Genomic DNA, 15,366 nt, shown 5'->3' on the forward strand with positions numbered 1-15,366 from the left:
GCCCAAACCGCTGCGCGGTCTTGGCCGAGATGCATTTCAATAAACCGGTGGCGAAACCACCCAGATGACCACCGCTGGCTCGGACCCCGGATTGCGCCAGCGGAACGGCTTGCCGTCGAAGCGAAAGGAATCACCCTCGCTCAACTGGTGCCAGATGCCGGCGATCTCGATATCGAAGGTTCCCGAAGCGACATAGCCGGCCTCCTCGGTCGGCCTTCGCGACAGGGTTTTCAACTCCGCTCCCGGCGCGAAGACGGAACGCAGCATTTCGAAGCTGCCGCCGAGATCGGGCGACAGAAGCTCCTCCACCAGGCCGGATTCGCTTGTGCCAAGCCGGCGGCGACTGCCGGCGCGCACGACCACGCCGCGCTCGCTTTCAACAGGCGCGTCGTGGCTGAAGAACAGGCTGACAGGGACGCCGAACAGTTCAGCCAGCGCTCTGAGATCCCCCAGCGAAGGCGTCGACAGGCCGCGTTCGACCTGGCTGACCCAACCAACCGAGCGGCCAAGCTTCAAACCGGTCTCGGCAAGCGTCAGCCCACGCGCCTTGCGCAGCGCACGAATGTCGCCGGCCAGCAGCCTTTCGTCAGGTCCCTGCAATGTTTTGGCTGTAGCTGGAGGCAAAATCGCTCGTTTCATGAAAAAATCTATTCGAATTTCATGAGAAAGCAGGTCCGTGAAAAAATCAAGTGGATTTTCATGCCTTCACAAGATTTGCTTGCGCCATTTTGGCTGATCATGCAAAGGCTCGACCGCGAACGGCGAGTGGGGACGTCCGGTCGAGACAAAGGGTAAGGGACGGCCCATGCTGGAAAACAACCCCCGGATCGCGGATGAAGCCGAGATCGTCGACGAGGCGATCATGTCGCGCCGCTCCGTGCGCGCCTTCCTGCCGGACATGGTTGACGACGATACGATCCGCGCCATTCTGGCGGTTGCGGCGCGCGCACCGTCGGGCACCAACATGCAGCCGTGGAGGGTCTACGTCACCAAGGGTGCGGTCAAGCAACGGATCACCGACGCTATCCTCAATTCAGGCATTCGAGCCGAAAAGGTCGAATGGGATGAGTATCAGTACTATCCGACACAGTTCTTCGAGCCTTATCTGACGCGACGGCGTGCCAATGGCTTCGGGCTCTATGGCGCGCTCGGCATCGGCCGGCGCGAGGTAGACAAGATGCGCGCCCAGCATGACCGCAACTTCGTCTTCTTCGACGCGCCGGTCGGCATGATCTTCACCATCGACCGCCGGCTGAACCAGGGCTCGTGGATCGACTACGGCATGTTCCTGCAGAACATCATGGTCGCGGCGCGGGCCAGGGGTCTGCACACCTGTCCGCAGGCGGCCTTCGCGCCTTATCACCGGCAGATCAGGCCGGTCCTCAACATCCCGGACGAGGAGATCGTCGTCTGCGGCATGGCGCTCGGGCACGAGGACACCTCCAAGCCGGAGAATGATTTTCGCACCGACCGTGTGCCGCTGGAAGAATGGGTGACGTTCAGCGAATAGGCCGGCCGAGCCGGCAAGCAGGCGACGATCCTATTCGGTGTTCATCTGCATGCCATGGCCGCTGACATGAGCGCCGTCCTGGGGCGTCAGCTTGAGGTAGGCAAGCAGCGCGCAAAGCGTGATGCCGCCCTCGATGAGGAACAGGATCCGGAAGTCGCTGCTCGCGGCGGGGCCGCCGCCCGCCAGGAATGACAGCGTCGCCGCAGCCAGACCGACGCTGATCGCTACCGCCAACTGCCAGAGAATATAATAGAGCGCGCTGAAGCGGGCGAGCTGTTCGGGCGCGATGTCGGAATAGGCCAGGTTTCCGGTCGATGCCCACTGTATCGAGCGGAAAACTCCGAAGGCAAAGATGTAGACAAGGACGATCCACACCGGGGTGGTCGCCTGCATCAAGGCGAACCCAGCCACCATGGCGGCAACGATCGGAGTGTTGAAGACCAGAACGCGGCGGAAGCCGAACCGGTTGAGGACGCGCGGCATGAAGAAACGCATGAGCACCGAGCCGAGCGCGGCAACGAAGGTCAGCGATCCCGCCTGCACCGCGCTCATGCCGAAGCCGAGCTGGAACATCAGCGGCAGCAGGAAGGCGACGGAGCTGAGGCCGATCGTGTCCAGCCCGCCGCCGGTGAGGAAGGAGACCCGGAAGGTGCGGATGCGCAGAAGCTTGAGGTCGAGCAAGGGATTGCGCACGCGTAGGCAGTAAAACGAGGCAATCGACAGGATGATGACCGCCAATGCCAGCTCGCCGGCAATCATGCCGCCGGCCACGTCTTTCGCCGCCAGCGAATCCATGCCGAAGACAAGCAGGATCATGCCGCTGCCGACCAGTAGAAAGCCCGGAAAATCGAATGGCGTGCGCACTGGCTTGGTCACCGTCGGAAACAGCGAGGCGGCGAGAATTGCCGCCGCCAGCGCGAAAGGCACGTTGATGAAGAAAATCCAGCGCCAGGAAATGTAGGTGGTCAGCGCGCCGCCGACGAGCGGACCAACCAGCGGTCCGGTCTGGCTGGCGACCGAGATGTACATGTTGATCTTCAGCGTCCGGTTGCGTGGAAAGGTCGACAGGATGACGACCTGGCCCAGCGTGCCCATCAGGGCGCCGCCGAAACCTTGCAGCGCGCGGGCGCCCACCAGCATCCATATGTCATTGGACACGCCGCAAAGCGCCGATGAGGCGGCGAACACCAGCAAGGCAAAACAATAGACGTTGCGCAGGCCGAAGCGGTCGGCCGCCCAGCCGCCGAGCGGCATGGAGATGATGAGGCTGGCGACATAGACGGTGATCAGCAGCCCGAGCTGGCTGGCCGGCCGGGCGAGGCTTTCTCCTATGCCGGGCAGTGCGGTCACCACGACATTCTGGTCGAGGCTGGTCATGAACACGCCGCAGGCGACCGTCAGCGGCAGCAGCAGCAAGGCCTTGGCCGACACATCGGCGCGATCCGTGGCGCCGGCGGATATTTCTGCGGTCATGGGGATTTGCGAACCAAACGAATGCGCCGACTCAGAGACGGGATTTTAGACCCTTGGACCGACTTTGCGGCCATTTTTGTTCATCATGCTCGCCTGGAGAGGATTTCTCTAGCGGCAGAACCGGCTGGCATTGATGCCAGATGCACATTCTGCGCCGCTACAGCGCGTCGCCCATTCAACCAAGCAGATGCTGAAGCTGCGACCGCAGCCATTGGTGCGCGGGGTCACCGTCGCGCCGCTTGTGCCAGATCTGGGTGAATTGAAATGCTGGAATTTCGAAAGGCGGGGTGAACACGCACAGCCCGTTATCTGGCGCCGGCAGTATCCTGCTGGCTACGGTCAGCACGAGGTCGGTGCCGGAGATCAGGTAAGGCGCCACGCCCCAATGGGGAATGATCAGGCAGATCCGCCGCTTGTGGCCCAATTCGGCCAGCGCCGCGTCGATCTCGTTGGGGCGATCGGCCCGCAAATCGACAAGCGCGTGCGGCCGCTCGAGATAGGCAGCCAGATCCATGGCCTGCCCGCCACCAAGGCTCGCCGCATCGGCGAGACAGGCAAAGCGCTCGTCGAACAGGCGATGCGAACGCACCGACCGGTCGAGACCGGGAAAGACGCCAAAGGCGAGATCGATCTCGCCACCGACGATTTGCGAAACCATCACCTCGCGGCTTGCCTGGCTAACCACAAGGTCCACATGCGGTGCCTGTGCCCGCATCAGAGGCAGCAGGGCGGGCAGCATGACCGCGGCGCCATAATCCGACATGGCCAGACGAAACGTCCGGCGCTCTGTCGCGGGATCGAAGTCCGCCGGCGCCAGGAGGTGTCGTACCCGGTCGAGCGCTTCGGCGAGTGCGGGGGCGATTTCCATGGCGCGCGCCGTCGGCTCAAGTCCACCAGACCGCCTGACCAACAGCGGGTCGCCAAGCAAGTGACGCAACCTGGCGAGTGCGTGGCTGACGGCGGGCTGGCTCTTGTTCAGCCGTGTTGCCGCGCGCGAGACGTGGCGTTCGGCAAGCAAGGCCTCCAGCACGACGAGGAGGTTAAGATCGACACCAGCAAGTCTATTCATCCCGTGCATATTATGCGTGCCATTATCGAATTTCCATACGCAAGGTTGATGATCTATCTCGGTGTGATCGATATGGAGATAATCTCATGCCTGGTTCCCTGTCCTTTCTCGTCGCCGCGTTGCTGGCGGGCGCGGCCGTTCCGTTCCAAGCCGGGGCGAACGCGATGCTTGGCCGCCTGCTCGGCCATCCGTTCTGGGCGACGTTCGTTTCGCTGGGCGTGAGCGCCGTGTTGATCGTGCCGCTCATGGTTGCCTTCAGGCTGCCCGTTCCATCAGTGGGAACAGCACTCAACGGTCCGTGGTGGATCTGGATCGGGGGCGCGGCTGGCGTCGTCTACATCACAGCCGCCCTGCTTCTGGCGCCGAAGCTGGGTGCGGCGAGCTTCATCGTTGCCGTCATCGCCGGCCAGATGGTCGCGTCGATGGTCATCGATCATTTCGCCTTGATGAGTTTCGCACACCGGCCGGTGAACATCGCCCGTCTCGCTGGACTTGCGTTCATCATCGCCGGGCTCGTGGTGACGCAATGGGCAAGCACCGTTGCGCCAGCAACCCAACCGGCTTCAAATCCGACCCAGAATGGAGACCAGAAATGAAACCTCATCTCGTCTTGCGCGTGGCGCGGCCGACCAACGATCTCGCGGCGGTCATCCGCTTCTATCGCGATGGTCTCGGACTTCAGGAATTGTTTCGCTTCGACGACCATGATGGCTTCGATGGCGTCATGGTCGGACAGCCCGGCGGCGCCTATCATTTCGAATTCACCCATGCCCATGGCCACGACGCGGGCAGGGCGCCTACCGCCGACAATCTGGTCGTCTTCTACATGCCGGATCGCGGTGACTGGGAGGCGACCGTGCAACGCATGAAAGAGCATGGCTATGCTCCGGTGCGGTCCTTCAATCCCTATTGGGACAGCCAAGGCGTCACCTTCGAGGATTGCGACGGCTATCGCGTCGTCCTGCAGAACGCCGACTGGCACATCGTTGCACGCCAGGCATAAGCCGCACGCGACGAGGCGGCATCAGTGCAGGTGCCTCAGCTTGTCCGGGTTCCGCACCACATAGATCGCCGCGATCTTCCCGTGCTCGATTCCAAGCGCGGTGGTGGAAAACTCACCGTCGTTCTCGACCGTGATGAAGCCCGGCAATCCGTTGATGAAAACGGCGCGAACAAGTTTCGAGCTGTTTTGCCGGAAGAAGTTCGCCAGCCGTTCATGCGTCTTCATGACGGCCTCGAAGCCGAGGATGGGCGCGGTCGCCGCCGGACGCTTGCCGCCACCATCGGCATGAAGGCTGACATCGGCCGCCAGCATCGCTCCAAGCGCCTTCAGGTCGCCGCTGCGCGAGGCTGCGAAAAAGGCTTCGGCCAGGGCCAACCCATGTTGCTTTTCCAGCTGGAATCGCGGTCGTGCCTCTCGAACATGGGCGCGGGCACGGCCGGCAAGCTGGCGGCAGGCCGCGGCGTCACGCTGCAGTGTATCCGCAACTTCCTCAAATCCCACTCCGAACACATCGTGCAGCAGGAAGGCCGCCCTCTCGAGCGGCGATAGGCGCTCCAGCGCTAGCATCAGAGGTAGCGTGACGTCTTCCTCTTCGTCATCAGCGACGAGGGGATCGGGAAGCCATGGACCAATGTAGGTCTCACGCTGGCGCCGCGCGGATTTGAGCTGATCGAGGCAAAGCCTCGTCACCGTGCGGCGCAGGAACGCCTCCGGCTCGCGCACCTCGCCATGGTCGGCCTTCATCCAGCGGATGAAGGCCTCCTGGACCATGTCCTCGGCATCGGCCACGGAGCCAAGCATGCGGTAGGCGACCCGGACAAGCCTTGGACGCAGCGGCTCGAAAGCCGCCGCGGCGTCTTCGGAGCGAGCGTTCGTCGTCAAGCCGCCGCCGCCTTCGCGGCAGCCTTTATGGCCGCGGGATCCACCCATGCACCGAAACCGACCGCGAGGCGGTTGTAGCCGTTGATGACATTGATCAGCAGTGTGAGCTTGACCTGATCCTCATCGGTGAACTCCGCCTTCAGGGCCTCATAGGCAGTCTCATGCGCATGCCCTTCTGAGAGCCGCGTCAGCGCGTCGGTCCAGCCGAGCGCGGCCCGTTCGCGGTCGGTATAGCAGGGCGCCTCGCGCCAGGCTGACACGAGGTAGATGCGCTGCTCGGTTTCGCCGTTTTCGCGGGCAAACACCGTATGCATGTTGAGGCAATTGGCGCAGCCGTTGATCTGCGAAGCCCGTATCTTGACGAGTTCGCTCAGGCTGGGCTCCAGGCTGGAGGCAATGGCAAAGGAAGCGCGCTGCCATTCCTTCATCTGAGAGGGAGCGGCGGTGAGAAAATCGAGTTTGGCGCTCATGATCGGCATCCTTCTGTTGGTTGCGAGATCATGACGAGCGGGAAACCGCCGATGTGACATGGACGGCGATTTTTTGCATGCCGCCAAGGGATGACGGCCCTAGACCACCTCGTAGCCGACCTCGTCGGCGGCGTGGCAAAGCGCCTTCCAGAATGACCGTGCGAACGAGCGGAAGACGTAGATGTCGAACTGGTCGGCACCGGTCCGCTGGATCTGGGCGAAGACATCGTGATGCACGGTCGAGCGTCCCGAACCAACCGGAAAGGCCGGCAGCGCGAAGTCGATGGCGAAGAATTTCGCCAGCACCCATTCGGCCTTCGGTCCCGCGATGCGGATGGCGGTGCGGCCATGAGAGAGATCGGTCACAGTGCCGATGGCTGAGGTCACGACCTTGGTAAAGGAAGCGGCGAGACCCTCGGCCTCGTCGACCACGGTGAATTTCCCCGGTGCGAAGCCGAACACCGATTTCACGCCGTCCGTGCTTCCGCCTCCGGCCCCGTCGGGCAAGGCAAGGCCGGTAACCGCGCGAATGCCGGCCATCAGCAGCTTTTCCTCGCCCGGCCATGCGGCAAGCTGCACGATCGAGCCTGGGCTCGTTTCGGAGAGGATGACATCGACGCCATTCTCGAAATTGCCATGAGAGCCGGGGCGCAGTTCCGGTTCCAGCGGTGACAAGCGTTCGGGTAGCTGGCGCTCAACCATGCATGCGGCTCCCGTCCGGATCGAAGAAGTGGTTGGAGACGATCTCGATAGGCCCGAAGCGATTGCGCAGCGGGTCGGAGACATAGGCGCGCGTGCCGTGGCGCGCCTTGCCGCCCTCGACCAGCGCCAAGGCGATATGCTTGCCCAGCGCGGGCGAATAGCAGCAGGCGGTGATGTGGCCAATGGAGCCATGCGGATTGGCCTCGTCGAGTTCCTCGACGATATGCGAGCCGCCATTGAGCGGCTTGTTGTCAAGCGAAACCAGGCCGACCAATTCAAGGCGGTTGGAAGCGATCAGGCCCTCGCGATCCATCATTGCCGAGCCGATGAACGGCTTCTTCTTCGACAGCATCCAGTCGAGATGCAGGTCGCGTGCCGTGGTGCGGCCGTCGATCTCGGCGCCGGTGACATGGCCCTTCTCGATGCGCATCGTACCCAGCGCCTCAAGCCCGTAGGTCACCAGCCCGAACGGTTTGCCGGCTTCGATCAGCGCCTCCCAGACATGGGTGCCGTAGCCTGCGCCGGAATAGACCTCGAAGGCCATCTCGCCGGAGAAGGAGAGCCGGCAAATCATCACCGGCACGCCGGCAATCTCGCCGCGCACGATGCCCATGAAGGGCAGGGTGGCATTGTCAACGGCGGTGCCTTTGACACAGCTTGCCAGAATCTGTCTTGCCTTCGGGCCGCCGATCGCCGCGCCCGCCCACTCGTCGGTCACCGAGGTAACGTGGACCTTCAGTTCAGGCCAGATCACGTCGAGGAAGTACTCCAGATGCTGCATCACCTTGCCGGCATTTGCGGTGGTGGTGGTCATCAGGAAATCCTGTTCGCCGAGCCGCCATGTGGTGCCGTCGTCGAAGGCAAGACCGTCCTCGCGCAGCATTAGCCCGTAGCGCGCCTTGCCGACGGCCAGGGTGGAAAACATGTTGGTGTAGACGCGGTCGAGGAATTCCGCGGCGTCGGGACCTTGCACGGCGATCTTGCCCAGCGTCGAGACATCGACGATGCCGGCGCTTTCGCGCGTCGTCCTGGCTTCGCGCACATAGGCCTGTTCGACCGTCTCTCCGGGCAGGCCATAGATCATCGGACGGTACCAGAGGCCGGCCGAGTACATGGTTGCGCCGTTTTCCAAGTGCCAGTCGTGCATTGGCGTCAGCCGCTCGGGCTTCAGGTCGCCAAAACGCTCCGCCGCCAGCGACCCGATCGAGACCGGCGCGAAGGGGGGCCGGAAGCGGGTCGTGCCGACCTCCGGGATCGGCTTGCCCAGCGCCTCCGCCATGATGGCGAGGCCCGGAATGTTGGAGCTCTTGCCCTGGTCCGTCGCCATGCCAAGCGTGGTGTAGCGCTTCAGATGCTCGACCGAGACGAAGCCTTCGCGATGTGCCAGCCGGACATCCTCGGCGGTCACGTCATGCTGGAAGTCGACAAAGCTCTTGCCCTTGGCCTTGATCTCGAACACCGGAGCCGGATCGGGATTGCCAGGTGCTGCCTCGACAGCAGGCAACGCCACTGGTGTTTCGGTTCCACCGGCGGCGGAGATTCCGGCGGCGCGGCCTTCGGCGATCGCTTCGGCCGTCGAGAAACTTCCGTTGAAGGCGCCGGCGCCGACCCATTTTTGCGTCGGTTTCGGCGGAAGGAAGGCTTGCCGGGCGGCATTCCACTCCGCCTTGGCGCCGGCCTGGCTGGCCAGATGGATGGTTGGAGACCAGCCGCCGGACATTAAAAGGCAATCGGCGTGGATGCTGCGCTCTTCGCCGATGAGCGTGCCATTGGCCATGTCGAAACGCTGCACCTTGAGGCCCGACAGCGCCTTGCCGCCTTCCGTGGCGACGACGGCGTGGCCCGAGAGGATTTCGGCCCCGGCTTCGCCGGCCAGCGCACGCATTTCGCTCGACAGTTCCGGACGCACATCGATGATGGCAATGATCGCGGCGCCTGCTTTCTTCAGTGCAAGGGCCGCGCGATAGGCGCTGTCATTGTTTGTGAACAGCGCGATCCTGCTGCCCGGCAGCACGCCATACTCATTGGCGTAGCGCTCGGCCGCATGCGCCAGCATCACGCCCGGGCGGTCGTTGCCTGGAAATACCAGCGGCCGTTCGAAGGAACCGGTGGCCAACACCACGGATCCGGCGCGGATCGCCCAGTAGCGGTGGCGTGGCTCACCCTTGGCGGGCCTCTCCTTGTGGTCGGTAACCCGCTCCAGCGCGGCGATCGTGTTGCCGTCATAATAGCCCCAGACCGTCGTGCGCTTCAGCAGGCGGACATTGTCGTGGCCTTCGAGCTGGGCGGCAGAGCGTCTTGCCCAGTCCGCCGCCGGCACGCCGTCGATCGTTTCGCCCGACCATTTGGCGGAGCCGCCGAAATGCGGATCAAGTTCGGCGAGGATGACGCGCGCGCCTTGGTCGGCGGCCGCCCTGGCGGCCATCAGCCCCGCCGGGCCGGAGCCAACCACAAGCACGTCACAGAACGCGTTCATGCGCTCGTAGCGCGCCGCATCCCCCGCCGACCCAGCACGGCCGAGGCCGGCGGCGCGGCGAATGAAATGCTCGCAGAACATCCAGAAGCGCGTGCCTTTCAATGGACCGACGACCGGTCCCATGAAAGTCTTGTAGTAGAAGCCGGCGGACAGGATCTTGCCGCCGAGCTGGTTGACCGCGTTGACGTCCCAGGCAAGAGAGGGAAAGCGGTTCTGGCTCAGCGCCGTCAGCCCGTCATGGATCTCGACCATGGTCGCCGGGACGTTCGGCTCGCGAACCTCGCCCTTCAGCACCGTGACAAGGGCATTCGGCTCCTCGACGCCGGCGGTCAGCACGCCGCGCGGACGATGGTACTTGAACGAGCGTCCGAACAGCGTGACGCCGTTGGCAAGCAGGGCCGATGCCAGCGTGTCGCCGGGGTGGCCGGTATACTGCACGCCGTCGAAGGTGAAACGGATGGTCCGAAGCCGGTCGATCCGGCCGCCGGTCTCGATGCGGCGCGGGCTCATGACCTGTCCTCCGCCTTGCGACGCGAGGCATGATCGCCGCGCGCGAAGGCGACGCTCGAAATCTCGTGCGTCAGCGTGTTCCTGATGACCCTGAGATGGGCGCGGCACCCGCCGGAATGCTGCCAGAATTCATTGTGGTCGCCAGCCGGGTTCAACCGGTCGTAGACATAGGCGTTCCAGGCATCGAGGTTCTGCGACGCCGGGTTCGGGCGCTCGCGGTTGGCGTCGCCCTGGTAGGTAAACTCGATGACGTCGCGCGGGCCGCAATAGGGGCAAGTGATGAGCACGGGATGTTCCTAGTGAAGCCTAGCCTGGTAAGCCTTGCTTATTGAAGCCTTGTCTAGTGGAGTCTGGGGTTCGCGCCCTGGCCCTTGTCGTCGATGACGAGGCCACGATGGAAGCGGTCGAGCGTGAACGGCGCGTTGAACTCGTGAGGCTGGTCCTTGGCGATGGTCCAGGCAAAGCACCAGCCCGAGGCCGGGGTCGCCTTGAAGCCGCCATAGCACCAGCCGCAGTTGAGATACATGCCGGGCAGGGGGCCCATGGTGATGATCGGCGAGCCATCCATCGACATATCGCAGACGCCGCCCCAGGAGCGTAGCATGCGCACGCGGGCGAGGCCGGGGAACAGAGCCAGCATCTCGCTCATCACCTCGTCGACGATGGGCAAGTTACCGCGCTGGGCATAGCTGTTGTAGCCGTCGATGTCGCCGCCATAGACAAGGCCACCCTTGTCGGACTGCGACATGTAGAAGTGGCCCATGCCGAAGGTCACTACGGTATCGATGAACGGCTTCAGCGATTCGGTGACGAAGGCTTGCAGCACATGGCTTTCGATCGGCATCGTGTCGACACCGGCCAGTTGCATCACGCGTCCCGTGCTGCCGGCCACGGCGACCGCAACTTTCCTGGCGCGGATATCGCCGCGCGAGGTCGTGACGCCGGTGATGCGGTCGCCATCGCGCAGGAAGCCGGTGACCTCGCAATTCTCGATGATATCCACGCCGCGACGGTCCGCGCCACGCGCGTAGCCCCAGGCCACCGCATCGTGGCGGGCGGTGCCGGCGCGACGCTGCATCAACCCGCCAAGGACGGGAAAGCGCGCCGTGGTCGATACGTCGAGCGCCGGGATCAGGCGCTTGATTTCGCCCGGCGTCATCAACTCGGCGTCGACGCCGAGGTGGCGCATGGCATTGCCGCGCCTTGCATAGTCGTCGAACTGGGCCGGCGTGTGCGCGAGGTTGAGGCAGCCGCGCTGCGAGAACATGACGTTGTAGTTGAGGTCGTGCGACAGGTTCTCCCAAAGCTTCATCGAATGCTCGTAGAAGCGGGTGTTCGCAGGCAACAGATAGTTGGAGCGGACGGCCGTGGTGTTGCGCCCGACATTGCCCGACCCAAGCCAGCCTTTTTCCAGCACCGCGACATTGGTGATGCCATGCTCCTTGGCCAGATAGTAGGCGGTCGACAGCCCATGCCCGCCACCGCCGATGATGATGACATCGTAGGCCGCCTTCGGGTCCGGCTTGCGCCAGGCCGGCTTCCAGTCCTTGTTTCCCTTGAGCGCGTTCGCGAGCAGCGAAAAGGCCGAGTACTCTGCCATGTGCATGTTTGTCCGGTTCGGGCGATGCGGCAGACTATAGAGCAGGCGGCGGGAGCAAAGCCAATATTGCGCCATCGCTTTTCAACTGGCCGACGCCAGACCCGGCAAACTGGATGGCGGATACGATGGCTTGCTCCATGATATAGCCGTCTTTATCAAGGACGGGCTGTTTTCAATGCCTTTGCCGTATGCCCGAGTCGCCAAACAAATCATGCTTTTCCGATTGCTCCGCCTTGTCCTGATCCTGACGCTGGCCGTATCGGCACCGCTGTCGGCGGACGCTCTCGCGCAGGTGGCGGGACAGGCGCCCGTAGCGCAAGCAACCAGCCCGGCCGCCGCGGCGCAAGGCGATCAGGCGCCCGCGGCAAGCCCGGCTCCCGCAAATCCGGCTCCGGCAGCGCCGACGGCGAGCCCGTCTCCGGCAGCGCCCGCGCTCGCCCAGTCTCCCACCGGGTTGATCGCCGACCAGCAGAAGATGATCAAGGACCTGACGTCGAAGACGGATGCCCTTGAGAAGCAGATCCAGCAGGATGGAGAAGAAGACGCCAGCCTCGTCGATATCCGGCTCAAGCTTGAAGAATTGTCGCGCGAGTCGCTGAATACGGCACTTGCCTTCCGCCCGCGCCTCGCCGAGATCAATGCCAGGGTCCAGCAGCTTGGCCCAGTGCCTGCCGCCGGTCAGCCGGCGGAACCCGACATCGTCGTCGCCGAACGCCAGGCGCTGACGTCGGAGAAGGCGGAGATCAATGCGGTCATCGCCGCCGCGCAAACCCTGTCAATCCGCATCAGCGGTCTAATCGACAAGATCGGCAACATGCGCAGCGAGCTTTTCCGCAATCTGCTGACCAAGCGCTACGTGTTGACCGATGCACTGAGCTCGCAGGTCTTTTCCGACGCCAATGACGAATTTGGCAGTCTTTACAAGGCGGTATCGTCCTGGCTGACGTTCGCTTTCAAGTTCAAGTTTCAGGCCATGCTGGCCGCGACCTTCATGGCGCTTGGACTGGCGCTGGTGCTTCTGGTCGGGAGCAGGCGTCTATTCGGGCGGCTGTTCGAGGCCGATCCAACCGTCGAGGATCCCTCCTACCTCAGCCGGTTGACGGTGGCTTTCTGGTCGACCTTGCTGCCAACGCTGGCGGTCGCCGCCTTTCTTGTCCTGGCGGTTTTCTTTTTCAATTATTACAACGTCCTGCGCGGTGACATTGGCATCTTCCTCAATGGACTGGCGACCGTCATCGGCGTGGTGTTCTGCGTCAACCGGCTGACGAATGCGGCACTGTCGCCGCGCCTGCCCAACTGGCGGCTCATTCCGGTCGAGACAGGGCCGGCGCGCTGGCTGGTCCGCCTGGCTACGGCGATGGCCGTGGTCATCAGTGTGAACACCTTCCTGTCTGTGATCAATGACAAGATGGGTTCGCCGCTGTCGCTGACCATCGCCCGCAGCTTCGGCGCCACCATCATCGTCGGCATTCTCCTGATCCTGATGGCGATGCTGAAGCCGTTCAGGGCGCGTGACGGAAGCTGGCGTCCGTGGCCGGCCTGGCTACGCTACCTCGCTCTCGCGCTGGGCCTCTTCACAATCGTAGCGGCACTGCTCGGCTATATCGGCCTTGCGCTGTTCGTGTCGCTGCAGGTGGTGGTAACCGGAACCGCCCTGATCACCGCCTATATCGGCTTCCTGTCGGCGCGTGCGATCGGCGAGGAGGGGGCCTTCGCCGACACTTCGGTCGGGCGCTGGCTGTCCACCAATTCCAGCTACGAGGATACCGCGCTCGACCAGCTCGGGCTCGTGGTCAGCGTCGCGATCAACCTTATGATCGTGCTGGTTTTCCTGCCGCTCATCCTGCTGATGTGGGGTTTCCAGCCAGGTGATATCCAGGCCTGGGCCTACAAACTCGCGACCGGTGTCAGCATCGGTTCGGTGACGATTTCGGCGACCGGCATCCTCTCAGGCATCGTCGTCTTCATCATCGGCTACTTCCTGACCCGGTGGTTCCAGGGCTGGCTCGACGGCTCGGTGATGGCGCGCGGCAAGGTCGACACCGGTGTGCGCAACTCCATCCGGCTTGCTGTCGGCTATGCCGGCGTGGCGCTTGCCGCCCTTTTCGGCATCTCGGCGGCAGGCATCGACCTGTCCAGTCTGGCACTTGTCGCGGGCGCCCTTTCTCTCGGTATCGGCTTTGGCCTGCAGAACGTCGTCTCCAATTTCGTATCCGGTCTGATCTTGCTGGCCGAACGACCGTTCAAGGTCGGCGACTGGATCGTCGCCGGCGATACCAGCGGCACCGTCAAGAAGATCAGCGTGCGCGCCACCGAGATCGAGACCTTCCAGCGGCAGTCGGTCATCCTGCCGAACTCCAACCTGATCAACAACGCGGTTGGCAACTGGACACACCGCAACAAGCTCGGCCGCGTCGAAATCAAGGTTGGCGTCGCCTATGGCAGCGATGTCAAGCGGGTGCATGCCATCCTGCTGGAAATCGCGCGCGGTCATCCCCTGGTGTTGAAGAACCCGGAACCCTTCGTGCTGTTCTCGAATTTTGGCGCCGCGGCGCTGGAATTCGAGATCCGCGTGTTCCTGGCCGACATCATGAATGGCAGTTCCGTGCAAAACGACATTCGCTTTGCCGTTCTCGAGGCTTTCGACAGCGAGCACATCGAGATTCCCTCGACGCCGCGCGCTGTTGTCGAAGTCAAGAAACATGCGGCATGGCCGATCGACGACGACAAGATCGAAGTCGATTTCGTCGAGCAGCAGCAGGCCAAGGCCGAAGCCGACGCCGAAAAGCGGCGCCTCGCCAAATCGCGCCGCAAGAAACCTGATCCCGGCTAGGTTTCAGGGCGCCCCTGTGCCCTTCGAGGCCACGCGAATGAATTGCGGCATGAATGCGGCATTCAGTTGCGGTTCAGCTTCCATCTCATATAAGTTCGCATGCAAAGGGCGAAAATGCCTTGCGAAATGCAACAGAGGCGGTGGGAACACCGATATTGCACATGTGGAAGTCTCTCGTCGCTGCTGTTGCCTTGTTCGCCGCGGGCGGTTCCGCCTATGCCGCCAGCGCTGTCAACAAGGACGCGCAGACCCGCACGCTCATCGTGACCGAAGGCGGCAGCAAGTCCGAGCTGGCGCTGGCCGCCGGCGAAACCGTGGAATTCTGCTCCAGCGGCTGTTTTGTCACCTTGCCGAATGGTGACCTCGAGGCGCTTACAGGTTCGGAGACCATCGAGATTTCGGGTGGCGTCGCCCGCATCAAGTAGTTGCAATGGACAAAGCGCTTCCGGGAACCGCACTTACCATCAGCGATCGATGCATTCGTTGAGAAAGATCTCAGCGTCGGACGGCTCCGGGGCGCGGCATACTCCGCGCTCGTCGCCGGAAGCCTGCCGACGCCCGAGGCCGTGACAGCCTCCCCCTCAATCGGTCCCGGGCGCGCCGGCCGGCAGCTCCAGGGTCCAGACCGCGGCGATGGCCGTGAGCTGGATCACCTGGATTCGGCCATTCTCCTGGCGCGCTGGCAGCCTTTGGCCCGTCGCTCGCAGCGATCTGTCCTTTTGACTGATCTGTCTTTTGAACGACTTCGCTGGAACGTCACGCAAAAGTGTATCTGCCAACCCTTGGCCCGAGGTGTTCGGTGCTTTAGCAGTTGTTGGCAATATATTCTGGGAGGTAT

14 protein-coding genes are annotated in these 15,366 nt (G+C 63.2%); 5 read left to right on the forward strand and 9 right to left on the reverse strand.

What is annotated here, in order from left to right; genetic code table 11:
* Positions 1–36: 36 nt before the first annotated feature.
* Positions 37–639, reverse strand: a complete 603-nt coding sequence (locus ACO07C_RS01855; RefSeq protein WP_421912530.1) for a helix-turn-helix domain-containing protein — start codon at positions 637–639, stop codon at positions 37–39.
* 166 nt (positions 640–805) lie between these two features.
* On the opposite strand from ACO07C_RS01855, the gene ACO07C_RS01860 reads away from it, so the two are divergent.
* Positions 806–1,510 (forward strand): nitroreductase, encoded by a 705-nt coding sequence (locus ACO07C_RS01860; protein WP_421912531.1) that lies wholly within the window; start codon positions 806–808, stop codon positions 1,508–1,510.
* Between the two features lie 30 nt (positions 1,511–1,540).
* Here ACO07C_RS01860 and ACO07C_RS01865 read toward each other — a convergent pair whose 3' ends face one another.
* Together ACO07C_RS01865 and ACO07C_RS01870 are read right to left on the reverse strand one after the other, a co-directional pair.
* Positions 1,541–2,983 (reverse strand): MFS transporter, encoded by a 1,443-nt coding sequence (locus ACO07C_RS01865; RefSeq protein WP_421912532.1) that lies wholly within the window; start codon positions 2,981–2,983, stop codon positions 1,541–1,543.
* 175 nt (positions 2,984–3,158) lie between these two features.
* The gene (locus ACO07C_RS01870) at positions 3,159–4,052 is read right to left on the reverse strand and encodes a LysR family transcriptional regulator (RefSeq protein ID WP_421912533.1); all 894 of its coding nucleotides are present in this window, start codon (positions 4,050–4,052) and stop codon (positions 3,159–3,161) included.
* Positions 4,053–4,138: 86 nt separating this feature from the next.
* Between ACO07C_RS01870 and ACO07C_RS01875 the strand changes: the two genes are divergently transcribed.
* Positions 4,139–4,648, forward strand: a complete 510-nt coding sequence (locus tag ACO07C_RS01875) for a DMT family transporter (RefSeq protein ID WP_421912534.1) — start codon at positions 4,139–4,141, stop codon at positions 4,646–4,648.
* Positions 4,645–5,055 (forward strand): VOC family protein, encoded by a 411-nt coding sequence (locus ACO07C_RS01880; protein ID WP_421912535.1) that lies wholly within the window; start codon positions 4,645–4,647, stop codon positions 5,053–5,055. Before ACO07C_RS01875 ends, ACO07C_RS01880 begins: the two co-directional genes overlap by 4 nt.
* A gap of 21 nt (positions 5,056–5,076) precedes the next feature.
* Here ACO07C_RS01880 and ACO07C_RS01885 read toward each other — a convergent pair whose 3' ends face one another.
* From ACO07C_RS01885 to ACO07C_RS01910, 6 genes are all read right to left on the reverse strand, one after another.
* Positions 5,077–5,985, reverse strand: coding sequence for a sigma-70 family RNA polymerase sigma factor (locus tag ACO07C_RS01885; protein WP_421912536.1), 909 nt, complete (start codon positions 5,983–5,985; stop codon positions 5,077–5,079).
* A complete protein-coding gene (locus tag ACO07C_RS01890; protein ID WP_421912537.1) occupies positions 5,934–6,407 on the reverse strand; it encodes a carboxymuconolactone decarboxylase family protein in 474 nt (157 codons plus the stop codon). Before ACO07C_RS01890 ends, ACO07C_RS01885 begins: the two co-directional genes overlap by 52 nt.
* A 99-nt stretch (positions 6,408–6,506) precedes the next feature.
* Entirely contained in the window at positions 6,507–7,109 is a 603-nt protein-coding gene (soxG, locus tag ACO07C_RS01895) for a sarcosine oxidase subunit gamma family protein (RefSeq protein ID WP_421912538.1), read from the reverse strand.
* Positions 7,102–10,095, reverse strand: coding sequence for a sarcosine oxidase subunit alpha (locus ACO07C_RS01900; RefSeq protein ID WP_421912539.1), 2,994 nt, complete (start codon positions 10,093–10,095; stop codon positions 7,102–7,104). Before ACO07C_RS01900 ends, soxG begins: the two co-directional genes overlap by 8 nt.
* Positions 10,092–10,382, reverse strand: coding sequence for a sarcosine oxidase subunit delta (locus ACO07C_RS01905; RefSeq protein ID WP_421912540.1), 291 nt, complete (start codon positions 10,380–10,382; stop codon positions 10,092–10,094). Before ACO07C_RS01905 ends, ACO07C_RS01900 begins: the two co-directional genes overlap by 4 nt.
* A gap of 53 nt (positions 10,383–10,435) precedes the next feature.
* Positions 10,436–11,695, reverse strand: a complete 1,260-nt coding sequence (locus ACO07C_RS01910) for a sarcosine oxidase subunit beta (protein ID WP_421912541.1) — start codon at positions 11,693–11,695, stop codon at positions 10,436–10,438.
* Between the two features lie 211 nt (positions 11,696–11,906).
* On the opposite strand from ACO07C_RS01910, the gene ACO07C_RS01915 reads away from it, so the two are divergent.
* Positions 11,907–14,528, forward strand: a complete 2,622-nt coding sequence (locus ACO07C_RS01915) for a mechanosensitive ion channel domain-containing protein (RefSeq protein WP_421912542.1) — start codon at positions 11,907–11,909, stop codon at positions 14,526–14,528.
* A 161-nt stretch (positions 14,529–14,689) separates the two neighbouring features.
* Positions 14,690–14,953 (forward strand): hypothetical protein, encoded by a 264-nt coding sequence (locus ACO07C_RS01920; RefSeq protein WP_421912543.1) that lies wholly within the window; start codon positions 14,690–14,692, stop codon positions 14,951–14,953.
* The last annotated feature ends 413 nt before the right edge of the window (positions 14,954–15,366 follow it).

The organism is Mesorhizobium sp. (assembly GCF_965229135.1).
GTDB lineage: Bacteria > Pseudomonadota > Alphaproteobacteria > Rhizobiales > Rhizobiaceae > Mesorhizobium.

Coding starts and splice junctions, on each gene's coding strand:
- ACO07C_RS01855 (WP_421912530.1), bottom strand. CDS start 639: ATGAAACGAGCGATTTTGCCTCCAGCTACAGCCAAAACATTGCAGGGA.
- ACO07C_RS01860 (WP_421912531.1), top strand. CDS start 806: ATGCTGGAAAACAACCCCCGGATCGCGGATGAAGCCGAGATCGTCGAC.
- ACO07C_RS01865 (WP_421912532.1), bottom strand. CDS start 2,983: ATGACCGCAGAAATATCCGCCGGCGCCACGGATCGCGCCGATGTGTCG.
- ACO07C_RS01870 (WP_421912533.1), bottom strand. CDS start 4,052: ATGAATAGACTTGCTGGTGTCGATCTTAACCTCCTCGTCGTGCTGGAG.
- ACO07C_RS01875 (WP_421912534.1), top strand. CDS start 4,139: ATGCCTGGTTCCCTGTCCTTTCTCGTCGCCGCGTTGCTGGCGGGCGCG.
- ACO07C_RS01880 (WP_421912535.1), top strand. CDS start 4,645: ATGAAACCTCATCTCGTCTTGCGCGTGGCGCGGCCGACCAACGATCTC.
- ACO07C_RS01885 (WP_421912536.1), bottom strand. CDS start 5,985: ATGGGTGGATCCCGCGGCCATAAAGGCTGCCGCGAAGGCGGCGGCGGC.
- ACO07C_RS01890 (WP_421912537.1), bottom strand. CDS start 6,407: ATGAGCGCCAAACTCGATTTTCTCACCGCCGCTCCCTCTCAGATGAAG.
- soxG (WP_421912538.1), bottom strand. CDS start 7,109: ATGGTTGAGCGCCAGCTACCCGAACGCTTGTCACCGCTGGAACCGGAA.
- ACO07C_RS01900 (WP_421912539.1), bottom strand. CDS start 10,095: ATGAGCCCGCGCCGCATCGAGACCGGCGGCCGGATCGACCGGCTTCGG.
- ACO07C_RS01910 (WP_421912541.1), bottom strand. CDS start 11,695: ATGGCAGAGTACTCGGCCTTTTCGCTGCTCGCGAACGCGCTCAAGGGA.
- ACO07C_RS01915 (WP_421912542.1), top strand. CDS start 11,907: ATGCTTTTCCGATTGCTCCGCCTTGTCCTGATCCTGACGCTGGCCGTA.
- ACO07C_RS01920 (WP_421912543.1), top strand. CDS start 14,690: ATGTGGAAGTCTCTCGTCGCTGCTGTTGCCTTGTTCGCCGCGGGCGGT.